Annotated in this window: 22 protein-coding genes and 1 tRNA gene; 11 read left to right on the forward strand and 12 right to left on the reverse strand. The window is 65.7% G+C overall.

Translation table 11 applies throughout. The features are described 5' to 3' along the window. Window positions 1–946, reverse strand: a 946-nt coding sequence (gene cyoA, locus IC50_RS19195) for a ubiquinol oxidase subunit II (protein WP_035708259.1), incomplete at its 3' end; no start/stop codon positions are given. A 181-nt stretch (window positions 947–1,127) separates the two neighbouring features. Here cyoA and IC50_RS19200 point away from each other — a divergent pair. Then, window positions 1,128–2,456: an MFS transporter gene (locus IC50_RS19200; RefSeq protein ID WP_035708261.1), complete on the forward strand. Its 1,329-nt coding sequence runs from the start codon at window positions 1,128–1,130 to the stop codon at window positions 2,454–2,456. Between the two features lie 136 nt (window positions 2,457–2,592). Here IC50_RS19200 and IC50_RS19205 read toward each other — a convergent pair whose 3' ends face one another. Next, on the reverse strand, window positions 2,593–3,984 hold the full coding sequence (locus IC50_RS19205) for a M48 family metalloprotease (RefSeq protein ID WP_244429612.1): 1,392 nt from the start codon (window positions 3,982–3,984) through the stop codon (window positions 2,593–2,595). Between the two features lie 133 nt (window positions 3,985–4,117). After that, on the reverse strand, window positions 4,118–4,969 hold the full coding sequence (locus IC50_RS19210) for a thermonuclease family protein (protein ID WP_081492470.1): 852 nt from the start codon (window positions 4,967–4,969) through the stop codon (window positions 4,118–4,120). A 310-nt stretch (window positions 4,970–5,279) separates the two neighbouring features. Here IC50_RS19210 and IC50_RS19215 point away from each other — a divergent pair, with 310 nt between their 5' ends. The 3 genes from IC50_RS19215 to IC50_RS19225 all read left to right on the forward strand — a co-directional run bounded on the left by IC50_RS19215 (window position 5,280) and on the right by IC50_RS19225 (window position 8,153). Next, complete coding sequence (locus IC50_RS19215; RefSeq protein ID WP_035708263.1) at window positions 5,280–6,485, forward strand: ABC transporter substrate-binding protein; 1,206 nt, start codon at window positions 5,280–5,282, stop codon at window positions 6,483–6,485. A gap of 121 nt (window positions 6,486–6,606) precedes the next feature. Continuing rightward, window positions 6,607–7,398 (forward strand): enoyl-CoA hydratase, encoded by a 792-nt coding sequence (locus IC50_RS19220; RefSeq protein WP_085973855.1) that lies wholly within the window; start codon window positions 6,607–6,609, stop codon window positions 7,396–7,398. 2 nt (window positions 7,399–7,400) lie between these two features. Next, on the forward strand, window positions 7,401–8,153 hold the full coding sequence (locus tag IC50_RS19225) for a hypothetical protein (protein WP_035708265.1): 753 nt from the start codon (window positions 7,401–7,403) through the stop codon (window positions 8,151–8,153). Between the two features lie 192 nt (window positions 8,154–8,345). Here IC50_RS19225 and IC50_RS19230 read toward each other — a convergent pair whose 3' ends face one another. The 3 genes from IC50_RS19230 to IC50_RS19240 all read right to left on the reverse strand — a co-directional run bounded on the left by IC50_RS19230 (window position 8,346) and on the right by IC50_RS19240 (window position 11,467). After that, window positions 8,346–9,158 carry an enoyl-CoA hydratase/isomerase family protein gene (locus tag IC50_RS19230; RefSeq protein ID WP_035708267.1) on the reverse strand — a complete coding sequence of 271 codons (813 nt, stop codon included), beginning with the start codon at window positions 9,156–9,158 and terminating at the stop codon, window positions 8,346–8,348. Between the two features lie 65 nt (window positions 9,159–9,223). After that, window positions 9,224–10,384 carry an acyl-CoA dehydrogenase family protein gene (locus IC50_RS19235; protein ID WP_035675223.1) on the reverse strand — a complete coding sequence of 387 codons (1,161 nt, stop codon included), beginning with the start codon at window positions 10,382–10,384 and terminating at the stop codon, window positions 9,224–9,226. Window positions 10,385–10,402: 18 nt separating this feature from the next. Next, window positions 10,403–11,467 (reverse strand): acyl-CoA dehydrogenase family protein, encoded by a 1,065-nt coding sequence (locus IC50_RS19240; RefSeq protein ID WP_035708269.1) that lies wholly within the window; start codon window positions 11,465–11,467, stop codon window positions 10,403–10,405. A gap of 247 nt (window positions 11,468–11,714) precedes the next feature. On the opposite strand from IC50_RS19240, the gene IC50_RS19245 reads away from it, so the two are divergent. Then, window positions 11,715–12,500: an SDR family NAD(P)-dependent oxidoreductase gene (locus IC50_RS19245; protein ID WP_035708270.1), complete on the forward strand. Its 786-nt coding sequence runs from the start codon at window positions 11,715–11,717 to the stop codon at window positions 12,498–12,500. 154 nt (window positions 12,501–12,654) lie between these two features. On the opposite strand, the gene IC50_RS19250 is transcribed toward IC50_RS19245, so the two are convergent. Next, the gene (locus tag IC50_RS19250) at window positions 12,655–12,927 is read right to left on the reverse strand and encodes a GlsB/YeaQ/YmgE family stress response membrane protein (RefSeq protein WP_007599301.1); all 273 of its coding nucleotides are present in this window, start codon (window positions 12,925–12,927) and stop codon (window positions 12,655–12,657) included. 90 nt (window positions 12,928–13,017) lie between these two features. Further along, entirely contained in the window at window positions 13,018–13,578 is a 561-nt protein-coding gene (locus IC50_RS19255; RefSeq protein WP_035708274.1) for a YidB family protein, read from the reverse strand. Window positions 13,579–13,737: 159 nt separating this feature from the next. Between IC50_RS19255 and IC50_RS19260 the strand changes: the two genes are divergently transcribed. Continuing rightward, the gene (locus IC50_RS19260) at window positions 13,738–14,760 is read left to right on the forward strand and encodes a 2-dehydropantoate 2-reductase (protein ID WP_035708276.1); all 1,023 of its coding nucleotides are present in this window, start codon (window positions 13,738–13,740) and stop codon (window positions 14,758–14,760) included. Between the two features lie 18 nt (window positions 14,761–14,778). Continuing rightward, window positions 14,779–14,994, forward strand: a complete 216-nt coding sequence (locus IC50_RS19265; RefSeq protein ID WP_035708278.1) for a hypothetical protein — start codon at window positions 14,779–14,781, stop codon at window positions 14,992–14,994. A 150-nt stretch (window positions 14,995–15,144) separates the two neighbouring features. Here the strand turns inward: IC50_RS19265 and IC50_RS19270 are convergent, their stop codons facing one another. Continuing rightward, window positions 15,145–15,768 (reverse strand): hypothetical protein, encoded by a 624-nt coding sequence (locus IC50_RS19270; RefSeq protein ID WP_035708280.1) that lies wholly within the window; start codon window positions 15,766–15,768, stop codon window positions 15,145–15,147. A gap of 231 nt (window positions 15,769–15,999) precedes the next feature. Between IC50_RS19270 and IC50_RS19275 the strand changes: the two genes are divergently transcribed. From IC50_RS19275 to IC50_RS19285, 3 genes are read left to right on the forward strand one after another with little or no spacing between them, the layout of a single operon-like run. Next, on the forward strand, window positions 16,000–17,514 hold the full coding sequence (locus tag IC50_RS19275) for an AMP-binding protein (protein ID WP_035708281.1): 1,515 nt from the start codon (window positions 16,000–16,002) through the stop codon (window positions 17,512–17,514). 21 nt (window positions 17,515–17,535) lie between these two features. Then, window positions 17,536–18,174: an RraA family protein gene (locus IC50_RS19280; RefSeq protein WP_035708283.1), complete on the forward strand. Its 639-nt coding sequence runs from the start codon at window positions 17,536–17,538 to the stop codon at window positions 18,172–18,174. Window positions 18,175–18,201: 27 nt separating this feature from the next. Further along, complete coding sequence (locus tag IC50_RS19285) at window positions 18,202–18,573, forward strand: dimethylsulfonioproprionate lyase family protein (protein ID WP_035708285.1); 372 nt, start codon at window positions 18,202–18,204, stop codon at window positions 18,571–18,573. 211 nt (window positions 18,574–18,784) lie between these two features. Here IC50_RS19285 and IC50_RS19290 read toward each other — a convergent pair whose 3' ends face one another. After that, window positions 18,785–19,078, reverse strand: a complete 294-nt coding sequence (locus tag IC50_RS19290; protein WP_035708287.1) for a GYD domain-containing protein — start codon at window positions 19,076–19,078, stop codon at window positions 18,785–18,787. A gap of 125 nt (window positions 19,079–19,203) precedes the next feature. Continuing rightward, window positions 19,204–19,557 (reverse strand): VOC family protein, encoded by a 354-nt coding sequence (locus tag IC50_RS19295; RefSeq protein WP_035708289.1) that lies wholly within the window; start codon window positions 19,555–19,557, stop codon window positions 19,204–19,206. 141 nt (window positions 19,558–19,698) lie between these two features. Between IC50_RS19295 and IC50_RS19300 the strand changes: the two genes are divergently transcribed. After that, window positions 19,699–19,775: transfer RNA gene (locus IC50_RS19300), tRNA-Arg, on the forward strand. A gap of 23 nt (window positions 19,776–19,798) precedes the next feature. Here the strand turns inward: IC50_RS19300 and IC50_RS19305 are convergent. Further along, window positions 19,799–20,782 (reverse strand): GlxA family transcriptional regulator, encoded by a 984-nt coding sequence (locus IC50_RS19305; RefSeq protein ID WP_035708291.1) that lies wholly within the window; start codon window positions 20,780–20,782, stop codon window positions 19,799–19,801. Window positions 20,783–20,867 lie beyond the last annotated feature (85 nt).

A 20,867-nucleotide genomic window follows, 5' to 3' on the forward strand; every position in this document is an offset into this window, starting at 1 on the left:
CGTAAGTGAGCGGCAGCGTGTTGGTCAGGCCCTGATGGCCGGCGCCGCCCTTGGCGTCGATCGCCATCATCTCGCTCTGGCACATCTTGCCGGTCTCGACGCACATGTTGAGGATCAGGCGGTAGAGATCGGCATCGACGGCGCCCCAGCGCCGCACCGGCTCGTTCTGGCTGGGCTTTTCGAGCTGGAGATATTCCGCGCGGCCGAGCGAGCCGCCGGCCGACCTGGCGCCGGCGATCCAGGCGTCAAAGCCCTTGTCGTCGAGACCCTGGAAGTCGAAGTGCATGCCGGAGAAGCCGGAACCGCTGTAATTCGCCGAGAACCCCTTGTAGGTGCCGGCGTGATTGACGACGGCGTGGAGCTTGGTCTCCATGCCCGGCATCGCGTAGATCTGGCCGGCGAGCGCGGGGATGTAGAACGAATTCATCACCGAGGACGCGGTGATGCGGAAGTTGATCGGACGATCGACGGGCGCGGCCAGCTCGTTGACGGTGGCAATGCCGTAGTCCGGATAGATGAACAGCCACTTCCAGTCGAGTGCTACGACATCGACTTCGAGCGGGGCCTTGGACTGGTCCACGGCGCGGTCGGCATGGATGCGGCCGAGGGTGCGATAGGGGTCGAGCAGATGCGTGCCCATCCAGGTCAGCGCGCCCAGGCAGACGATGATCAGCAGCGGCGCCGACCAGATCACCAGTTCGAGCTTGGTCGAATGGTCCCATTCCGGCTCATAGCGAGCCGAAGCGTTGGACTGGCGGTAGCGCCAGGCGAACAGCACCGTTAGCGCCATCACGGGGAGGACGATCAGGAGCATCAGGACGGTGGAGATGATGACGAGGTCGCGCTGCTGGGCAGCGATGTCGCCGGCTGGCGCCAGCACGACGTAGTCGCAGCCGCTGAGTGCGGCAGCCAGAGGTAGTAGCGCCAGGATCTTGAGACGAGACACGGGCCGAGCCTTTGAGAATGAGTTTCCTTTGCGGAGCCAACGGGTAGCTGCGGCGCAACAATCCGGACATTGGACAATTTGTCCAATGTTGCGGTGCGGGATGTTGGGTCAGACAGGGCGGGATTGCCTGTGCCCCCGCCGGGCGGTCGGCTTTGGTTTTCAGGACGTTAAGGGCGCACGAATGGCGACGGCACAGACCCCCACAATGGCAGATCTCCACACGGGCGAGCACGGCCACGACCAGGCCAGTCCCGGCGAGATCGCCATCGGCGTCATCATCGGCCGCACCTCGGAATTCTTCGACTTCTTCGTCTTCGCGATCGCCTCGGTGATCGTGTTCCCGCGCCTGGTGTTCCCGTTCGCGAGCGAGCTGACCGGCACCCTCTATTCCTTCATGATCTTCGCGCTGGCCTTCATGGCCCGGCCGATCGGCACCGTCATTTTCATGACGATCGACCGGAGTTACGGCAAGACGGCCAAGCTGGTGTCGGCGCTGTTCCTGCTCGGCACCGCCACAGTGGCGCTCGCGTTCCTGCCCGGCTATCGCGAGATCGGCGTCGCCGCGATCTGGCTGCTGGCGCTGGCGCGTATCGCGCAGGGTCTGGCCTGGGGCGGCGCCTGGGACGGCATGGCCTCGCTGCTGGCGCTGAATGCGCCGGCCTCCAAGCGCGGCTGGTACGCGATGGTGCCGCAGCTCGGCGCTCCGCTCGGACTGATCGTGGCGAGCGCGCTGTTCGCCTATTTCGCCGGCAATCTGTCGGCCGACGATTTCTTCGACTGGGGCTGGCGCTATCCGTTCTTCGTCGCCTTCGCGATCAACGTCGTGGCGCTGTTCGCGCGCCTGCGCATGGTGACGACCGAGGAATATGCCTCGCTGTTCGAGACCCGCGAATTGCAGCCCTCGCGCATCTCCGAGACCGTCGCGCGCGAAGGCCAGAACATCATGCTGGGAGCGTTCGCGCCGCTGGCGAGCTTCGCGCTGTTCCACATGGTCACGGTGTTTCCGTTGTCCTGGGTGTTCCTGTTCACCCGCGAAAGCCCGGTGCGCTTCCTGATCATCGAGATCGTCGCCGCCGTGTTCGGCGTCGCCGCGATCGTGATCTCCGGCATCATCGCCGACCGCGTCGGCCGCAAGTCGCTCTTGATGGGATCGGCGATCGCGATCGCGATCTACAGCGGCTTTGCCCCGCAATTGCTCGATGCCGGCGCGTTCGGCGAGACCATCTACATGGTGATCGGATTCATCCTTCTCGGCCTGTCCTTCGGCCAGTCCTCCGGCGCGATCGCCTCGAACTTCCGGCAGGCCTACCGCTACACGGCTTCGGCATTGACCTCGGACATGGCCTGGCTGTTCGGCGCCGGCTTCGCCCCGCTCGTCGCGCTGCTGCTCGCGACCAATCTCGGCGTCATCGCCTCGGGTGCGTATCTCCTGTCCGGCGCGTTCTGGACCCTGCTCGCGCTCTGGCTCAGCGGCCAGCGCGAGGCGGGCGACATGGATGCCGGGCGCTGAGGCTCGAGCAGTAGCCACATCACAGGTGTCGTTGGGTGGGCAAAGGCGCATCGCGCCGTGCCCACCACCTGTCGCTATAATTGAGGGATGGTGGGCACGCTTGCGCTTTGCCCACCCTACGGCGCCGACCGTTGGCTCAATCCGCCACGATCTTCACCCGGTCGCGCACCTTCACCTGCGCGGTGCGGTCGAGGCCGTTCAGCACGCGGAAGCGCTCGGCGGGATGATCGACGCCGTCCATGCGGTGGGAGAGCGATTCCACGGTGTCGCCGGGCTGCACGGTGATGACCTTGATGCGCAGCGGGCGCGCGGCCTGGATCTCGTCGAGAGTCAGGCGACGGAATGAGTTGACGGTCTCGCGCGCGTTGCGCTCGCTCTCGGTCGATTTCTGCCGCGTCGCGAAGATGAAGCGGTAGACGTCGCTGCCGAAGCGCAGCGCATAGACCTTGAACTGCCACTGTTCGCCCTTGGCGGTGGCGGACGCCGCCGGAAACCCGTTGATCGTCAGATCCCCGGTCGACGCCTTCTCGACGCCTTCCATCCAGCCGGAATTGAGGTAGTCGCCGAGCGATTGTTCGGCCGGCACGCGCACGACGTCGAAGCGCATCGCCTGTGCGCCGCCCTCGCGCACGCCGATCACGGCCTGCGCGGTATTGTCGAGCGTGAAATTGTCCGGCGCCTGGAAGGTGAAGCCGAGCTTCGGATGCAGGAAACGCCGGCCACGGACAAAACCTTCGCTGGGGTCTTCGCCATAGACGAGGTTGTCGATCGCAGCGAGGTAGCTTTCGCGGTCGCGCTCGGCGCCCTCCGGCGCAGTGTATTGCCGCGCGATATTCTGCGCGTTCTGCACCCGTTCGGGCGTCGCCGGATGCGACGAGGTGAAATCCTGCGCGCGCGGATCGAGCGAGCTTTTGCCGGCCTTCAGTTCGGCATTGCGCTCCATCGCCGAGAGGAAGCGCGCTGCGCCGTAGGGGTCGAAATGCGCGCGGGCGGAAATGCCGACCCCGATGCCGTCGGCCTCGATCTCCTGCTTGCGCGAGAAGCTCGCCATGGTGAGCTTGGTCTTGGCCAGCGCGAGCGCGGTGAGATCGGGATCGTTGCTCATGTCGGTGACGACACGGGTGACGATCGCGGCCTGGCGGGCCTGATCCTCGCGCATCGCGGCGTGCTTGGACAGCACATGCGCCATCTCGTGACTGAGCACGGAGGACAATTCGGACGTATCGCTCGCAAGCGCAAGAAGTCCGCGCGTGACGTAGAGCTGGCCGTTCGGCAACGCGAAGGCGTTCACCGCCCCCGAATTGAGGATGGTGACCTTGTAGCCCTGGTCGGGACGGTCGGAAGCCGCGACCAGCCGGTCGACGGTCTTGCTGACGAGCGCCTCGAGCTTGGGATCGTCATAGGTCCCGCCATAGCTCGCCAGGATGCGCTCGTGCTCCTTCTCGGTGGCCGGGGTTTGGGCGACGGCCGGCTTCGGCTTCGGCATCACGACGGTGGCCGGGGCCGCCCCGGTCTGGAACCGGCCCATGTCGCCACAACCGGCGAGCGAGGTGCCCAGGACGAGGCAAAGCGCTGCCGGCGCAGCCCGCAGGCGGCGGCGTTCACTTCGTACGTGCCGTTCTAGCACCCCATCCACGTCGCTTAACCCGTGCCTGGCCGTTTTAAGGCCTTACCCCAGTCGGCTCGTTTGCGCCCAGCAACTCGACCTGCCCCACGAGGCGCACATCGATCCGTGGCCCCGTATTCCCCTCCACCCAGCCCCGAACTCGAATACGCCGATTCTCCAAGGACTTAAGTGCGATGCCGGCGCTTTCGAACGCCGGTAGCGTGCGCTTTGAAATAGTCGCGGCAAAGCCGCGTGTCCAGTTCCGTCCGAAGTTGAGGTAGGTCGTTGCCCCAGCTTGCCGGACCGACAGGACCTTGCCCTCGACCACCGTAAAGCGCCCGATCTCCGCCAAAATATCGTCCGGACTTTCCGCGTTTTTTATGGCCGACGGGTCAGCCCAGCTGCCCATTTTTTTGTGCCGTGCCACGGCTTCGGACGCCATCAGGGCGGCCGCGCAGTCCTTGTCGGTGATCTCGGCGGAGACCATGGCGTCGCCCTGGGCGAGCAGCATGGCCTGTACCGAGACCTCGCTTTCGCCGACGAAGATCAGCGCGCCCTGGCGGCCGTAGCGGTCGGGCGTGTCGTCAGCGCTCCGCAGCGTCACGTCGCGGCCGGCCAGCAGCGATGCCAGCGCCTGCTTCGTGGTCGCCGTCGGCTCGATTCCCATGAGACGGATTTCGCGACCGTCGTCGAGACGCAGGCTGCGTGCATCAACGATGGCGGCGACGCGGCCTTCACCTTGGGATTCGAATTGGCAGGGCGTCGCAAACGCGGTGCGATCCGCGACAATGAGAAATGCGACGATGAGGTGAAGCAGTCGCGTCACGTGACCCGGAGAGGTTGCATTGCGTGCCAACCTTAACTCACGCGCAGCGGGTCGCGAAGAGGCTTTGTCATGCTCTGTCATTGCGAGGAGCGAAGCGACGAAGCAATCCAGTCTCTGCGGAAAGATCCGGCCGTTATATCAAGAGGGGTCGGCCCTCGGCCGGTGCTAAACTCGCAATGACGTGGAAGCAGGATACCACACTCCACCATTCCGCTTTGCGGAAAACATGCGCGGCAATTCTGCTCTCGCAACGTCCGCGCGCTTGCTGCGCTGTTGCGCATGCGCCATGATTGCGGCAATAGCGATAGCGAACAGCTGTAGCCAAGAGCTATAGCCAAGAGCAATAACCAAGCCGCCATCAGAGTACGGCGCGATAAGGGAGGTCTTTTCGATGAAGCATATTCTGTCCGGCATTTTTGCCGCCGCGTTTGCCCTCAATGCGAGCGCCGCGCAGGCTCAGGACAAGCCGCCGCTGAAGATCGGCGGCATCCTCGACATGTCGAGCCTCTATGCCGACATCACGGGTCCCGGCAGCGAGACCGCGGCCAAGATGGCCGTCGAGGATTTTGGCGGCGAGGTGCTGGGGCGCAAGATCCAGGTGCTCGCGGCCGACCATCAGAACAAGGCCGATCTCGCCGCCAACATCGCTCGCGACATGCTCGACAACCAGGGCGTCGAGATGATCTACGATGTCGCGGCCTCCGCGACCGCGCTGGCCGCCGGCGAGATCGCCAAGGCGCGCAACAAGATCATCATGTTCAACGGTCCGGGCTCGATCCGTCTCACCAACGAGGCCTGCGGCCCCTACACCATCCACTACGTGTTCGACACCTTCGGCCAGGCCAACGTGACCGGCCTGGCGGCGGTGAAGTCGGGCCTCGACACCTGGTTCTTCCTCACCGCCGATTACGCCTTCGGCCAGGATCTGGAGAAGGACACCAGCAATGTCGTGACCAAGACCGGCGGCAAGGTGCTCGGCAGCGTGCGCCATCCGCTCAACACGTCGGACTTTTCGTCGTTCCTGCTTCAGGCCCAGGCCTCCAAGGCCAAGGTGATCGGGCTTGCGAATGCCGGCGGCGACACCGTCAACGCCATCAAGCAGGCGGCCGAGTTCGGCATCACCAAGGGCGGCCAGAAGGTCTCGCCGCTGCTCGCCTTCGTCTCCGACATCGACTCGATCGGGCTCGAGACCGCGCAGGGCCTGTTGCTCGCCGAGGCGTTCTACTGGGACCTCAACGACGACACGCGCGCATTCTCGAAGCGCTTCATGGAGCGCACCAAGCGGGTGCCGACCTCGGCGCAGGCCGGCGTCTATTCCTCCGTCACACACTACCTGAAGGCCGTGAAGGCCGCCGGCACGACCGACGCCGCGGCGGTGATGAAGGTGATGAAGGAGACGCCGATCAACGACTTCTTCGCGAAGAATGGCAAGATCCGCGAGGACGGCCGCATGATTCACGACATGTACCTGTTCGAGGTGAAGAAGCCGTCGGAGTCCAAGGGCCGCTGGGACGATTACAAGCTGCTCGCCACCGTGCCCGGCAACGAGGCGTTCCAGTCACTCGAGCAGTCGCGCTGCCCGCTGGTGAAGAAATGACGGCGTGACGCAGTCACGCCGTCATCCCGGGGCGCGAAGCGTGCCCGGGATCTCGAGGTTCCGGGTTCTCGCTTTGCGAGCCCCGGAACGACGGAGGACATAACAACAAGGGAGACGTCCTGTGAGCAACGACATGGTCCTGCAGAAGCTCGAAGGCGGGCTGCTCACCATCACGATGAACCGCCCGGAGCGGAAGAACGCGCTCAATCCGGACATGGTCGCCGGGCTGGTCGAAGCGGCCCGGCGCGCGGCCGACGATCCCGAGGTGCGGGCGGTGCTGTTCAAGGGCGCGGGCGGCTCCTTTTGTGTCGGCGGCGACGTCAAGTCGATGGCGGCCGGCCGCGCGCCGTTGCCGTTCGAGCAGAAGCTTGCGAATCTGCGGCGCGGCATGGAGGTCTCGCGCATCCTGCATCAGATGCCGAAGCCCGTGGTGGCGCAGCTCGATGGTGCCGCCGCCGGCGCGGGCCTGTCGATGGCGCTGTCCTGCGACCTGCGCATCGCCGCCGAATCCTGCAAGATCACCACCGCTTTTGCAAAAGTCGGCTTCTCCGGCGATTACGGCGGCACCTATTTCCTGACCCAGCTGCTCGGCAGCGCGCGGGCGCGCGAGCTCTATCTGATGTCGCCGGTGCTGACTGCCAGGGAAGCGCATGCGATCGGCATGGTGACAAAGGTCGTCCCCGACGCCGAGATCGACGCCGCCGCCCACGAGCTCGCGCTATCGCTGGCGCAGGGCCCGTCGATCGCGCTCGGCTTCATCAAGCGCAACATCAACAACGCCGAGCATCTGGCGCTGGAGGATTGTTTCGACGGCGAGGCGATCCATCACACCCGCTGCGGCGACACCGAGGACCACAAGGAGGCCGCCAAGGCCTTCGTCGAGAAGCGCAAGCCGACATTCAAGGGCGCATGACGATGGCGTCCTATATGCGGCTGCGGCAGATCTGCCTGGTCGCGCCGCAGCTCGCGCCCGTCATTTCCGACATCGCGGAGATCATGGGCCTTTCCGTCTGCTACCGCGACGGCAATGTCGCGAAGTACGGCCTGGAGAACGCGCTGCTCCCGGTCGACACGATTTTGCTGGAGGTGGTGGCACCCTTCAAGGACGGCACCACCGCCGGCCGCTTCATCGAGAAGACCGGCGGCCGCGGCGGCTATATGGCGATCTTCTGCTGCGATGATCCGGACGAGCGCGGCCGCAACGCCAACGCCCTCGGCGTTCGCACCGCCAACGTCATCGACCATGTGCCCTATCACGGCGTCCAGCTCCACCCGCGCGACTGCCGCGCCGCCTTCATCGAGTTCAATCACACCGAAGGCAGTGATGACATTCTGGGCGCCTATCCGCCGGCGGGACCGGATTGGCAAAAATTCATTCGCAAGGACGTGACGCAGGCACTGACGGCGGTGGAGATGCAGAGCCCGGATCCGGCAGGGCTGGCGGAGCACTGGGGCAGGATCATCGGCGTTGCGCCGAGTGGCGATGCCGAACTGAAGCTGCCGAACGCGACGTTCCGCTTCGTCAAGGGCGCCGGCGAGATCATGAGTGCGCTGGAGTTTCGGGTGGCTGACGTCGCGCGTGTGCTGCATGCCGCCAAGGCGAAGGGGCTAGCGGTCGCGGGGAACGAGTTTCTGCTCGGCGGCGTGACGTTCCGGCTTGCCGCCTGAGCTGCTGCCACACCCACCGCAGTGGTCCCGGACAAGCGAAGCGCCGATCCGAGACCCATCACCACAGGGAGTGATTTGGCGAAGACTCGCGGTGAACAGCTTTGCGCTGCAATCTCTCCCTGTGGTTATGGAGATCCCTGCTTTCGCAGGGACGACAGAGAAATTGTGGCGGCGCTGGTGTGGTACGGCGCGTCACCTTCCCTTGAAGTTCGCGGCCCGCCGTTCTTCCGTCGCCTTCACGCCTTCCTTGAAGTCCTCCGTCGCACGTAGGCGCGTCTGCTCGGCGAGCTCGTGGTTGGTCGCGGCCATCACGCGGTCGGCGAGGCCGGCGCGCATCGTGGCGCGGGTCGAGAGCAGGCCGAGCGGGGAGCATTCGGCGATCTCGCCGGCGAGCTTCATCGCGGCCGATTTCACCTGGTCCTGCGGCACCAGCTCGTTGGCGAGGCCCCATTTGTAGGCCTCTTCGCCGGTGACGCGGCGGCTGGTGTAGAACATCAGCTCTGCGTTGTTCTTGCCGATCAGTTCGGGCAGCGTCACGGTGAGGCCGAAGCCGGGATGGAAGCCGAGCTTGGTGAAGTTCGCGGAGAAGCGCGCCTCGGGGCAGGTGACGCGGAAATCGGCCGACACCGCGAGCCCGAGCCCGCCGCCGATGGCGGCACCCTGCACGGCGGCGACGATCGGCTTCTTGGCGCGGAAGATGCGTACGGCCTGGATGTAGAGATGGTTGATCGGGCCGAGACTGTCGGCGGGGTCGCCTTTCTTCTCGGCCTCGCGCGCCTCCTGCGCCTGCCGCGCCGGATCCCCAAAATTGGCGCCGGCGCAGAACGCCTTGCCCTGCGCGGAGAGCACGGACGCACGGATCTCGATGTCGCGATCGAACTCTTCGAGCGCATCCGCGATCTGGTTGATCAGCGAGATGTCGAAGAAGTTGAGCGGCGGGCGGCGGATGTCGATGGTGCCGACATGCCCGACCTTCTCGACGCCGATATCCTTGTAGGTGCTCATGGTGGTCCTCGTTTGAATTGGCGCAAGTCCCGTCCGCGGGGCTGGCGCAAGCCACATCCGCGCGACTAGCGCAAGCCAAGTCCGCGGGCGATGATGCCGCGCAGCACCTCGGTGGTGCCGCCCTGGATGGTGAGTTTCGGCGCGGTCTTGATGGCGAAGTCGAGCTGCCGCTCCAGCGTCTCGCGGTTGCTCGCGGTCTCCTCGACAAAGGCGGCGAGATCGCGCACGCGATGCGGCAGCTGCTGCTCCCAGACGGTGCCGATGTCCTTGACGATGGAGGCCTCGACCACCGGCTCCTTGCCGGCCTCGAGCATGCCGGCGACCGAGACCGACATGCGCCGCATGGTGTGGAGCTGCGCCACCAGGCGTCCGATGCCCTCGGCGCTGCGCGTGTCCGGATTGGGGCCGACTGCGCGCACCAGCTCGGTCAGCACGTAATAGGTCTCGAGGAAGCGCTCGGGGCCCGAGCGCTCGTAGGCGAGCTCGCTCGTCGCCTGCTTCCAGGCGCCGTCGACCTCGCCGAGCACGTGATCGTCGGGAATGAAGTGGTCGGTGAAGACGACCTCGTTGAACTCGTATTGGCCGGTGATCTGGCCGATCGGGTTCACCTTGATGCCCGGCTGCTTCATCTTGACCAGGAACTGGGTCAGGCCGTGGCGGCGGTTTTCCTTGGTCGGCGGCGAGGTCCGGAAGATTGCGATCATGTAGTCGGCGATATGCGCCGACGAGGTCCAGATCTTGGTGCCGTTGATGAGATAGCCGCCGTCGGTCCTGGTCGCGCGCGTCTTCGCCGCGAACAGGTCGGAGCCGGAGTTCGGCTCGCTCATGCCGATGGCAAAGCAGATCTCGCCGCGGCAGATGCGCGGCAGGATGTCCATCTTGATGTGCTCCGGCGCGTATTTCAGAAGCACCGGCCCGCTCTGGCGGTCGGCGACGAAGAAGCGCCGCGTCGGCGCGTTGGCGACGCGCATCTCCTCGGTCACGACGTAGCGTTCGAGGAAGGAGCGTTCCTGGCCGCCATATTTCTTCGGCCAGGTCATCCCCAGCCAACCCTTCGCGCCGACCCGGCGGGAAAATTCCGGCGCGTCGGTATCCTCGCGGTTGGGCTTGTGCGGATCGAAGGTGCCGGCGGCGATTTCCTCGGCGAGGAAGGCGCGTACTTCCTTGCGCAATTGCTCGCATTTCTCCGGCAGGCGGATCGGATCGAAACGGAGGGCAGCGGTCATTGTTGTCTCGTCTCCTGATCAGCGCGACGCCACGAGCGGCCACAATTCGTCGGCGCCGCGGTTTGCGACCAGCTTGCCGAGCTCGACGGCCCAATGGCTTTCCGAGCCGAAATCGTCGCGCCAGGCCAGCGCCCGCAGCGAATAGCGGTGCAGGATATGCTCCATGGTGAAGCCGATCGCGCCGTGGACCTGATGGGCGATGCCGCCGCCTTTCTCGGCTGCTTCCGCGCAGCGGATCTTGGCGGAGGCGGCTTCGAGGTAGACCTCGTCGTCGAACGCCTTTGCGTTCGCAATGGCATCGGCGGCAGACGTCGCCGCCGCAAGCGCCGCGGCGGACTCGCCGGCAAGGCGCGCGAGATTGTGCTGCACCGCCTGGAATTTCGAGATCTTCTTCTCGAAGGCGACGCGCTCGTTGGAATAGCGCACGGAGATGTCGAGCATGGATTCCAGCGCACCTGCGATCTGAAGGCTGCGCGCGACGCCGCCCATCAGCATCAGCGTGGTCTGGTCAAAACCTTTCGGCGCGGGCTTGAGAGTGACGGGCTGGACTTTGTCGAGCGTCACGGTGTCACTGTGGTCGTAGCCGACATTCAGCCCGGCCTCGATCCGCGCCTTGGTCGCATCGACCAGCGCGATGGAAACGCCATCCTTGCCGTGCGCCAGCACCGCGAAGTGCTTCGCTGTCTTCGCGAACGGCACGCCGCGGGCGCGGCCGGAGAGAGCGCCGTCGGCATCGAGGGCGACGCGGTCCTTCGGCGATCCCGGCAGCACGGTCATCTCGCCTTCGGGCGAGGCGATCCTGGCCTGCGCCAGCAGCCAACCCGCCAGCATGGTCTCGGCCAGGGGTACCGCGACCGCGAAACGGCCGGCGGCGTTCAGCAGCGCAAAGCCATCGGCAAGGCTAGCGCCGGAGCCGCCGAGGTCGTCGGGCACCCATGACAATGGCAGGCCCGCCTCGCTCAGCGCCTGCCACAGCGGCGCTTGCCACGAACCCTTCCTGTCGTTGTTGATGGTTTGCGGGTCGGCGAGATCGGCGAAGATTTTCTCCGCGGTCTCGACGACGATATTGTCACTCTCCGCCACAGCGTTCCCCGTGTCTTGCCATTGGCGCGTCCCGCCTCCCTGGGCCGGCGCGCAGCTTCTTCTTGCGCCGGATGATCAGAAAAAGCCATGGCCCTGACAAGCGTTGATCGCAGATCAACCTGCGGCGCGGGCATGGGCGCAAGGACAATAGGAGGCTAATTCCGCTTAGCGGAGTTTGCTCGATTTGCAGGGCGCGGCAAACTCGCTAAAGAGAACATCAACGTCGGAACAGGGGAAGGAATTCGGGATGGCAAAGGACAGTTTGTGCGCAATCGTGACGGGGTCCGCCTCCGGTCTTGGCGCAGCGACTGCGGAGATTCTCGCGCGGAGCGGGGCACGGCTCGTTATCAACTATTCGTCGAGCCAGAAGGAGGCCGAGGCCACGGCCGAACTCTGCCGCAAGGCCGGTGCGGCCGAAGTCCTGGTCGCGCAGGGCGACGTTTCCAAAGATGAGGATTGCCGCAAGATCGTGGCTGCCGCCAGCGCCTGGGGCCGGCTCGATATCCTCGTCAACAATGCCGGCACCACCAAGCACGTCGCTCACGCCGATCTCGACGGATTGTCGGCGGAGGATTTCCAGCGGGTCTACGGCGTCAACACCATCGGCCCGTTCCAGATGGTGCGCGCGGCGCGCAGCCTGCTCGAGGCGGGCGCGAAGGCTTCCGGGCGGCCTTCCGCAGTGGTCAACGTGTCCTCGGTGGCCGGCATCAGCGGTGTCGGCTCGTCGATTGCGTACGCCGCGAGCAAGGGCGCACTCAACACCATGACGTTGTCGCTGTCCCGCGCGCTGGCGCCGCTGATCCGCGTCAACACGGTATGCCCGGGCTATATCGATACCCCCTGGTTCACCAAGGGCCGCGGCGAGGCCGGAGCCAAGCAGGTGCGCGACAGCGTGGTGGCGAAGGTGCCGCTGAAGGTCGCGTCGACCGCAGAAGACATCGCGCAGCTCGTCTGCTTCCTGGCGATGCCGGCCTCCAGCAACATGACCGGCGAGGTCGTGCGCATGGATGCGGGGATGCATCTGATTACGTGATTGGTGCTGTGCTCTCTCCACGTCATGGCCGGGCTTGACCCGGCTTGACCCGGCCATCCACGTGTTGCCGCGCGGATAGAAAGACGTGGATGCCCGGGTCAAGCCCGGGCATGACGGCGACGCGGTAGTGTGCCGACTTCAACGCGAAGAGGCGCTACCCCTTGATCACGCCGCTCGCCACCAGCCGGTGCCAGATGAACAGCACCACCACCGCGCCGACCGTGGCCATGATGAAGCCGGCGCCCTGGTCGGGACTGTAGTGGCCGATGGCCTGGCCGATGAAGGTCGCCAGAAATGCGCCGGCGATGCCGAGGATGGTGGTGAGGATGAAGCCGCTCGGATTGTTCGGTCCCGGCGCCAGCCAGCGCGCGATGAGGCCGGCGACGAAGCCGACGACGATGATCCACAACAGGCCGCCCATGCTCATGAGTGTGCTCCCCTTCCCGAGAACGCTTCGAGCATGATCCGGAGAAGTGTGCCGCGGTTCTCCGAAGAGACCATGCTCAGATCAAGAACTTCAGATTCGTCCCGACAGCTCGTTCTCGGTCGGCAGTCGTCCGTCCGGCGTCAGATGGTCGATCATCTGCGGCAGATACTGGCTGAGGCCGGAGAGCAGTTCCTCGCGTGACAGGCCGCTCTGGGCGGACAGGCTTTCGATCTGGTCGGCGCCGAGTGCGCTGGCGAGATCGCCGGGCGCGATCGGCTTGTTCTGGCCCTTGCCGACCCAGGAATTCGCGGCGTCGCCCTGGCCGCCCTGCTGGAGCTGGTTGAGGAGATCGCCGAGCCCGCCGCTCAGCACGGTTCCGGCCGCGCCGCCCGCGAGCAGGCCGCCGAGGCCGCCTTTGAGAATGTCGCCGAGCCCTCCGCCCGCGCCGGCATTCACCGGCGGAGGCGCCGGCGCCGGTTGCGGTGCCGCGCCGGACTGATTTGCGGTCATATGCTTGAACGCCTTCCAGGCGAGCAGGCCGAGCAGCGCCATGGTCATCGGCGACATGCCGCCGGAGGATTTCTCGGAGCTCGGCGTAGAGGGGCCGCGCGGTCCGTTCTGCATGCCATTGAGGACGTCGAGTAGACCCATGGTGCTCTCCTTTGGCGTCTCGTTCGGCGAGTGCTCGCCGCTGACTGCCCCCGGGGCGAGAACATATGGGGCTCTCATGACGGTTACAAGGCGGATGCGCCGTAGCCGCGGGGCCTTGGCCTCTGCTATCGAAAGCCGGTCATTCAGGGAGCGGGGTCAGTGGATACGGATCGACCGATCGTAGTCGCCGGCGCGGGCGCCATAGGCTGTTTCGTCGGCGGCATGCTGGCGGCTGCCGGCCGCCGCGTTGCGCTCCTGGTACGGCCGCGGGTGAAGACCGAGATCGAACGGTTCGGCCTGCGGCTCACCGATTTCGACGGCTCCGAGACGAGGCTTGGCGAGACGAGGCTTGGCGCGGGTCAGCTCGCGCTATCGGAGGACCCCGCGGTCCTCCACAGCGCCGGCATCGTGCTGGTCACGGTGAAGAGCGCCGACACCGCCGATGTCGCGGACCAGATCGCGCAGCATGCGCCGCAGGATGCCGTCATCGTCTCGCTCCAGAACGGCATCGGCAATGTCGCGGCGCTGCGCCAGCGTCTCGTCGGCCGCCGCGTGCTCGCCGGCATGGTGCCGTTCAACGTGATCGCGATGGGCGAGGGCCGTTTCCACCGCTCGACCTCCGGCGACATCCACGTGGGAGAGGATCCGGGGAACACGGCCGCCGCGCTCTCGGTGGCCGGCCTGACGGTGCGCGCCAGCGGTGACATCACCGGCGTGCAATGGGGCAAGCTGATCATCAATCTGAACAATGCGCTCAGCGCGTTGTCGGACTTGCCGCTCGCCGCGCAATTGGCAAGCCGCGACTGGCGAAGGCTGTTCGCGGACCAGATGGCGGAAGGGCTGGCTGCGCTGAAGGCCGCCGGCATCGCTCCGGTCTCGTCAACGCCGATCCCGATGAGCTGGTCTCCGACCTTGCTGCGGCTGCCGGATGCGATCTTCAAGGCCATCCTGGGACGCACGATGAAGATAGATCCCGAGGCGCGCTCCTCGATGTGGCAGGATTTGAAGCAGGGCCGCAAGACCGAGATCGACTATCTCCAGGGCGCGGTCATCGCACTCGCCGAGCAAAATCGTGTCGACGTGCCGCTGATGCGCCGCATTGTTGCGCTGATCAAGGAAGCCGAGGCGGCCGGCAACGGTCCGCCGCGGCTGACGCCGCGGCAGATTCGCGGGTCGGCGTGAGTGTGAAGGAGGAACTCGATGAAGCGTTGGTTGATGGCTGGGCTCGCGATCGCCGCGCTCTGCGGCGCCTCGACGCTGGCCTGTGCGAGGCCGCCGACGGTCGTGAACTCGCCCGGCTATGACAGGCGATTGCAGGAGAGCCGGTCGCAGCTGGGGAGTTCGCCGACAGTAGCGGAGCCTGCGAGTACGCCGTCGGTCAAACCGAAGCACCGCAAGAAGAAGCGCACGAATTGAGATGACACCTGCCGCCTTCACCAGAACCGCAGTGCTGGGATAGCGTCGCGACTGCATCAACGTCGTCATTGCGGGCGCAGCGACGCAATCCAGAGTCGTTCCGCGAGGGATTCCGGAATCTTCGCCGCGCCCGCAATGACGGTCCCAGCTTCAGCCCTTCTTCGCGGGCTTGCTCGGTGTCGGGTTGAACAGCTTCTTCAGATCGTTCAAGCTTTCCGACAGCCGCGGCCATTCGCAGGAGAACGAGCCCTTGGTGCAGGGCGCGCCCTTCGGCCTCGGGCCTGCGGCCTGCTGGACCTTCGGCCGGCCGACCGGGATAGGCACGCGCTCGACCTCGGTTCGCAGCGCGACCTGCTGAAACTGCCGTACCTGTTGCTCCTGCTGCTCGCGCTGCTGGCGGGCAGTGGCCTGGGCCGCTTCGTTGCTGCGGCGCTGCTGGGCGAGGTAGGCAGTGTAGGCTTCGTCGATCTTCTTCTGCTCCTCGGGCGTCGGATTGGGGCCGGCGATGTCGAAGGTGCGATCCTGGAGGAAGTCGTAATAGGAATAGCCGCCGCCCGGCTTGCGGCGGCCGGCAAACTTGGCGTTGCAATCGGCCAGCGCGGATGTCTTCTCGGCCTTGGTGGCGGCCTTCTCGGCGGCGTCGGCGCACTCCTCGAAATCAACCGGCGCGCGCTTCCACCATTGCGCCTCGGCATGCGCATGCGTCAGCAGGAAAAACCCTGCTGCGGTAACGAAAAGCTGCGCCGCACGACGCGATGTAGACACGGCCGACATTCTGCGAGAGCAATCCCTGCAAGACTCAACCCGGACTGAGTCGAAACGGATTTTTGCCCCTTTATTGCCGCCTTGTCACCCATGGAACCAGGGAATTTCATGTCTGTAATGCTGACATTTTATGCTTGACGTGGCGCGAGAGTCACAGCGCCGCGCCCGCAGGCTGTTACACTCATGCCGCGAGCGCCTTACTCCCGAAGTGACGCCAAGAAGACGAAGTGGAAACGCCTGATGCTGCTGCCCCTGTCCGACGTGCCGCGCTGGTACGCTGAACGCAAACCGCATGGCACGATCGCTATCCGTCACGGGCAGGACGCGCTGACATGGGACGAGCTCGAGCGCGGCGCCAACCGGCGCGCGCGGGCCTTTGCAGCCAAGGGCGTCAAGCCCGGCGATTTTGTCGCGATCGGCTTGCCGAACGGCAACGCGTTCTTCGAGACCACCTTTGCGGTATGGAAGTGCGGGGCAACGCCGACCTCGCTGTCATGGCGGCTGCCGCGCGGCGAAGCCGCTGCCGTGCTCGACATCCTCAAGCCCGCGCTGGTGGTTGGCGGCGAGGCCGACTGGAATGCGCCGAACCGGCTGCCCGCGGACTTCGGGCCGGAAGGTTTCTCGGACGAGCCGCTCGATGCCCCGGTGGCGCGCTACTGGAAGGCGATGACCTCCGGCGGCTCGACCGGCCGTCCCAAGGTGATCCTCGATCACCAGCCGGCGGTGACCGACACGGTGGCCGCGCCGCCGCTCAACATCCCCTTCGGAGTCTCGCTGCTCAATCCCGGCCCGCTCTACCACAATGCGCCGTTCATCGTGTCGCACTATGCGCTGTTCACCGGCGGCAAGCTCACAGGCCTTGCCAAGTTCGATGCCGAGGAGACGCTGCGCCAGATCGAACGCGAGCGCGTGCAATGGGTCAATTTCGTGCCGACCATGATGCACCGGATCTGGGCGCTGCCGGAGAACGTGCGCAACGCCTACGATGTGTCGAGCCTGCAGACCGTCTTCCACATGGCTGCGCCGATGCCGCCCTGGCTGAAGGAGAACTGGATCGCCTGGCTCGGGCCCGAGCGGATCTGGGAGCTCTATGGCGGCACCGAGCGGCAGGGCGCCTGCATCATCTCCGGCACCGAATGGCTGACGCACAAGGGCTCGGTCGGCAAGATCGGCGAGATGGCGCGCCTGCGCATCATCGGCGAGGACGGCAACGACGTCGCGCCGGGCGAGACCGGCGAGATCTACTTTCTCAACAACGACGGCAAGGACGCCACCTATCACTATCTCGGCGCCGAGCCGAAACGCCGCACCGACGGCTGGGAGTCGCTCGGCGATATCGGCAGGTTGGATGCGGAAGGCTATCTCTATCTCGGCGACCGCCTCGCCGACATGGTCTTGCGCGGCGGCGCCAACATCTATCCGGCCGAGGTGGAGGCTGCGGTCTCCGCCTGCCCCGGCGTGCGTTCGTGCGTCGTGGTGGGCTTGCCCGATCCGGAATTGGGCCAGCGCGTGCATGCCATCATCGAACCGGAGGGCGATGCCGACGGCCAGGCCATCGCCGACGGCATGGCGGAATTCTTGAAGGACCGGCTCAGCCGCTACAAGCATCCGGAAAGCTTCGAGATCGTCGATACCGCGCCGCGCGATGATTCCGGAAAAGTCCGCCGCACGCTGTTGCGCGATGAGCGCGCGGCGTGGATGAAGGAGGGGCGCGCCTTCCGGATCTGGCCGGCGAAGGCGCAGGCGCATGAGTAGGACGAGTACGGAAGGACTGACATGACGATCACGATCGCAGCGAACAGCGTGCCGAAGCCGCCGGCCGATATCATCGAGGGCTTCCGCGGCGCGCCGACCTCGGTGATCTCGGACAATCTCGCCCGGTTGCCGGGCGCGGTGGGGCTGAGACCGTATCATCGCGGCGGCAAGCTGGTGGGGACGGCTTTCACCGTGCGCACCCGGCCCGGCGACAATCTCGCCATCCACCGCGCGCTCGAACTGGTCGGCCCCGGCGACGTCATCGTGGTCGACGGCGGCGGCGACGAGACGCGGGCGCTGGTCGGCGAGATCATGAAGAACATCGCGCAGTGGCGCAAAGCGGAAGGCTATGTCATCGACGGCGCGATCCGCGACGTCGCGGCGTTCGCGGCCGACGACTTTCCCTGCTATGCGCGTGCGGTGATCCATCGCGGCCCCTACAAGAACGGCCCCGGCGAGATCAACGTGCCCGTTGCCGTCGGCGGCAGCGTGATCTCCCCCGGCGACATCATCGTCGGCGACGAGGACGGCGTGGTGTCGTTTCCCGCCGCCGGCGCCGCCGCGCTGCTCGACGCCGTCCGCGCCCAGGTCGCGCGCGAGGAGGAGACGCTGAAGGCGATCCGCGAGGGCCGCTATCAAGGCTCATACGGCAAGTCCTGATCGGAGAGGAACGAAGGGGAGGATGGCGTGAGCCAGAAGGACGAATTCCACAACATCGACGATGCCAGCGACGGCCTCTTCCGCGAGCTGGCGGCGGGGGTGACCACGCGCATCTTCTCCGGCGAGCAGGCGATGCTGTCGGTGGTGACGCTGGCGCCGCATGCGCAAGGCACGCTGCACCATCATCCCGAGGAGCAATGGGGCGTGCTGCTCGACGGCTCGGCGATCCGCGTCCAGGGCGACGAGGAAATCCCGGTGAAGAAGGGCGACTTCTGGCGCACGCCCGGCAACGTGCCGCACACCATGCGCGCCGGTCCCGACGGCGCCCGCGTGCTGGACATTTTCAGTCCGCCTCGGCCAGAATACAAAAAAGCGGGGTCGGGTTTCGGCACGACCTGAAGCGCTCGAGAACAAAAAACAAAGAGCAAAATCAAAAGGGAGGGGACCATGACGATCACACGACGGGTGCTGCCGGCCGCCTTCTTCGACAAGCAGGTCGCCTATTGGGGCAAGGTGGTGAAGGACAACAATATCAGGGCGTGAGGCCCTCTTCCCGGGAGACCATCCCAAGTCCAGTGCCAAGTCCAGTGCGCTCGCGCAGCCTTGAGCGTCAGAGCATCTTGCTGACGATATTTTTCATGTCCGCTGCCGAGAACGCGCGCAGCGTTTCGGTGCGGACGTTGCCGAGTGCGCCGAGACTAAGGCCGAGCGACATTGCGGCGGCCTCATCCGGAGCCTCGAGAACCGTCACAACGTCATATCGTCCCTGCGTCCAGACGATCTCCTTCACGGTCACGCCGAACGTCTTGGCCATCTCCTTGAGGGCCTCCGCCCGCTTCGGCGAGTCCTTGACGTTGCGGACTCCCTGATCAGTGAAATTTCCCAGCACGACATAGGTCACCATGGTCGTCCTCCCTGGTTGGAATCCAGATGAAACTCTTGCGTGAGGAAACCACGCCGAGCTTGCCACAGCGGCTGAGACAGCGCTACTTGCACGTTGGGGAACGTCAGCGACTGCGACTTATTCGGTCAGGACAACGGCCGCGCGAAGCTGAGCTCGTGGCCATCCGGGTCGGTGAGATGGAAGTAGCGCTCGCCCCATTCGGCATCGCGCGGCGTGGTCGACGGCTGCCATCCCGCAGCACGGGCCTGCTCATAGGTCGCGTCGACGTCGGCGACATGGAAGATGACGCGGCCCCACCAGGACCAGCGCTTGTCGTCCGGCTGCGCCGTCAGGTTGAGATAGCCGCTGCCGGCGCGAAAGCTCGTGAATGCCGCGGTCTCGCCGCCATACAGCAGCTCGAACCCGAGCGAGCGGTAGAAGTGCACGGCGCGCGCCATGTCATGGGTGCCGAGCGTGATGGCGCTGATGCTCTCGATCATGTGGACTGCTCCGCCAAGAGGGATTGGACCGGGATTGTACAGCCGCCTTGCTCAGCTTGACGATCGTCAGGCCCGCCTTGCGGCTGGCGAACCGCATCCTGCTCTGCTATGAGGGGGCCGAGCCCGCCCCGCGGGTTCCGCGGTCCCGTAGCTCAGCCGGATAGAGCGGCGGTTTCCTAAACCGTAGGTCGCATGTTCGAGTCATGCCGGGATCGCCACTCTCTTCCTCTGCTATCGCGTATCAGGCCGCGATCCGCGCAAAGCGCTTGCGATATTCGGCGGGTGTCACGCCGACATGGCGGGCGAATGCGCGGCGCAACGTGTCCGCGTCGGCAAAACCGCAATGCAGGGCCACCTGCTTGGGCGCTTCGTTTCCAAGCTCCAGCAAGCGTCGCGCTGCGTTGACGCGGGCCTCCTCGACCCAGGTCGCGGGGGTGGTTCCGACTTCGGCCCGGAATAGCCGCGCAAAGTGACGCGGGCTGATGTCCATGCGTGCCGCGAGGCTCGCGACGCTGTGGTCCAGCCCAGGATTGGCGGCGACCCAGCGCTGCAGTTCCTGCAGTGCGGCCCGGCCGGCGGGGGCGGTCTCTCCCTTGCGGCTGAACTGCATTTGTCCGCCCGGGCGCTTGAAGAACATCACCAGCTGGCTCGCAACCTTCATCGCCGTCTCGCGCCCGAGATCCTCCTCAACGAGAGCGAGCGCGAGATCGAGCCCCGCAGTGACGCCAGCAGCCGTGCGAAGCTTGCCGTCGGTGACGTAGATCGCGTCCTTGTCGACGGTGACTGACGGGAATTTCTCGGCAAGCAGGTCGGCGACCGCCCAGTGTGTCGTGACTCGTCTGCCGTCGAGGAGTCCCGCCGCGGCAAGGAAGAAGGCGCCGCTGCAAACCGATCCGAAGCGCCGGGTCCTGGTCGCCCGCCGGCGGAGCCAATCGGTCACGATGCCGTCAGCCGGCGCGTCGCCGGCGTGCGGGCATCCCGCGATCAGCAATGTGTCGATGCTCTCCTGGAAGCCGCGATCGATGATCCGGTCCGGCATCAGTCGTACGCCTGAAGAGCTGCGAATCGGGCCGGGTTCCGCTCCAGCCACCAAAAGCACATAGGCCAGGTGGCCGGCCTGCACGTTGGCCTCGGCGAAAACGTCGAGCGGTCCCGCCACGTCGAGAAGCTGCACTCCGGGCAAAGCCACGATCACGACTGTCCTCGGTTTCGGCTTCCCGCTCATGTCCGCCTCGGTCGGTATTTGTCCGTTTTAGACGTATTACGTCAATTGAAGACAGAATAGCCCGGATCTAGCTTGCGGGCGACCA

The organism is Bradyrhizobium genomosp. I (2014) (assembly GCF_000261685.1).
GTDB lineage: Bacteria > Pseudomonadota > Alphaproteobacteria > Rhizobiales > Xanthobacteraceae > Bradyrhizobium.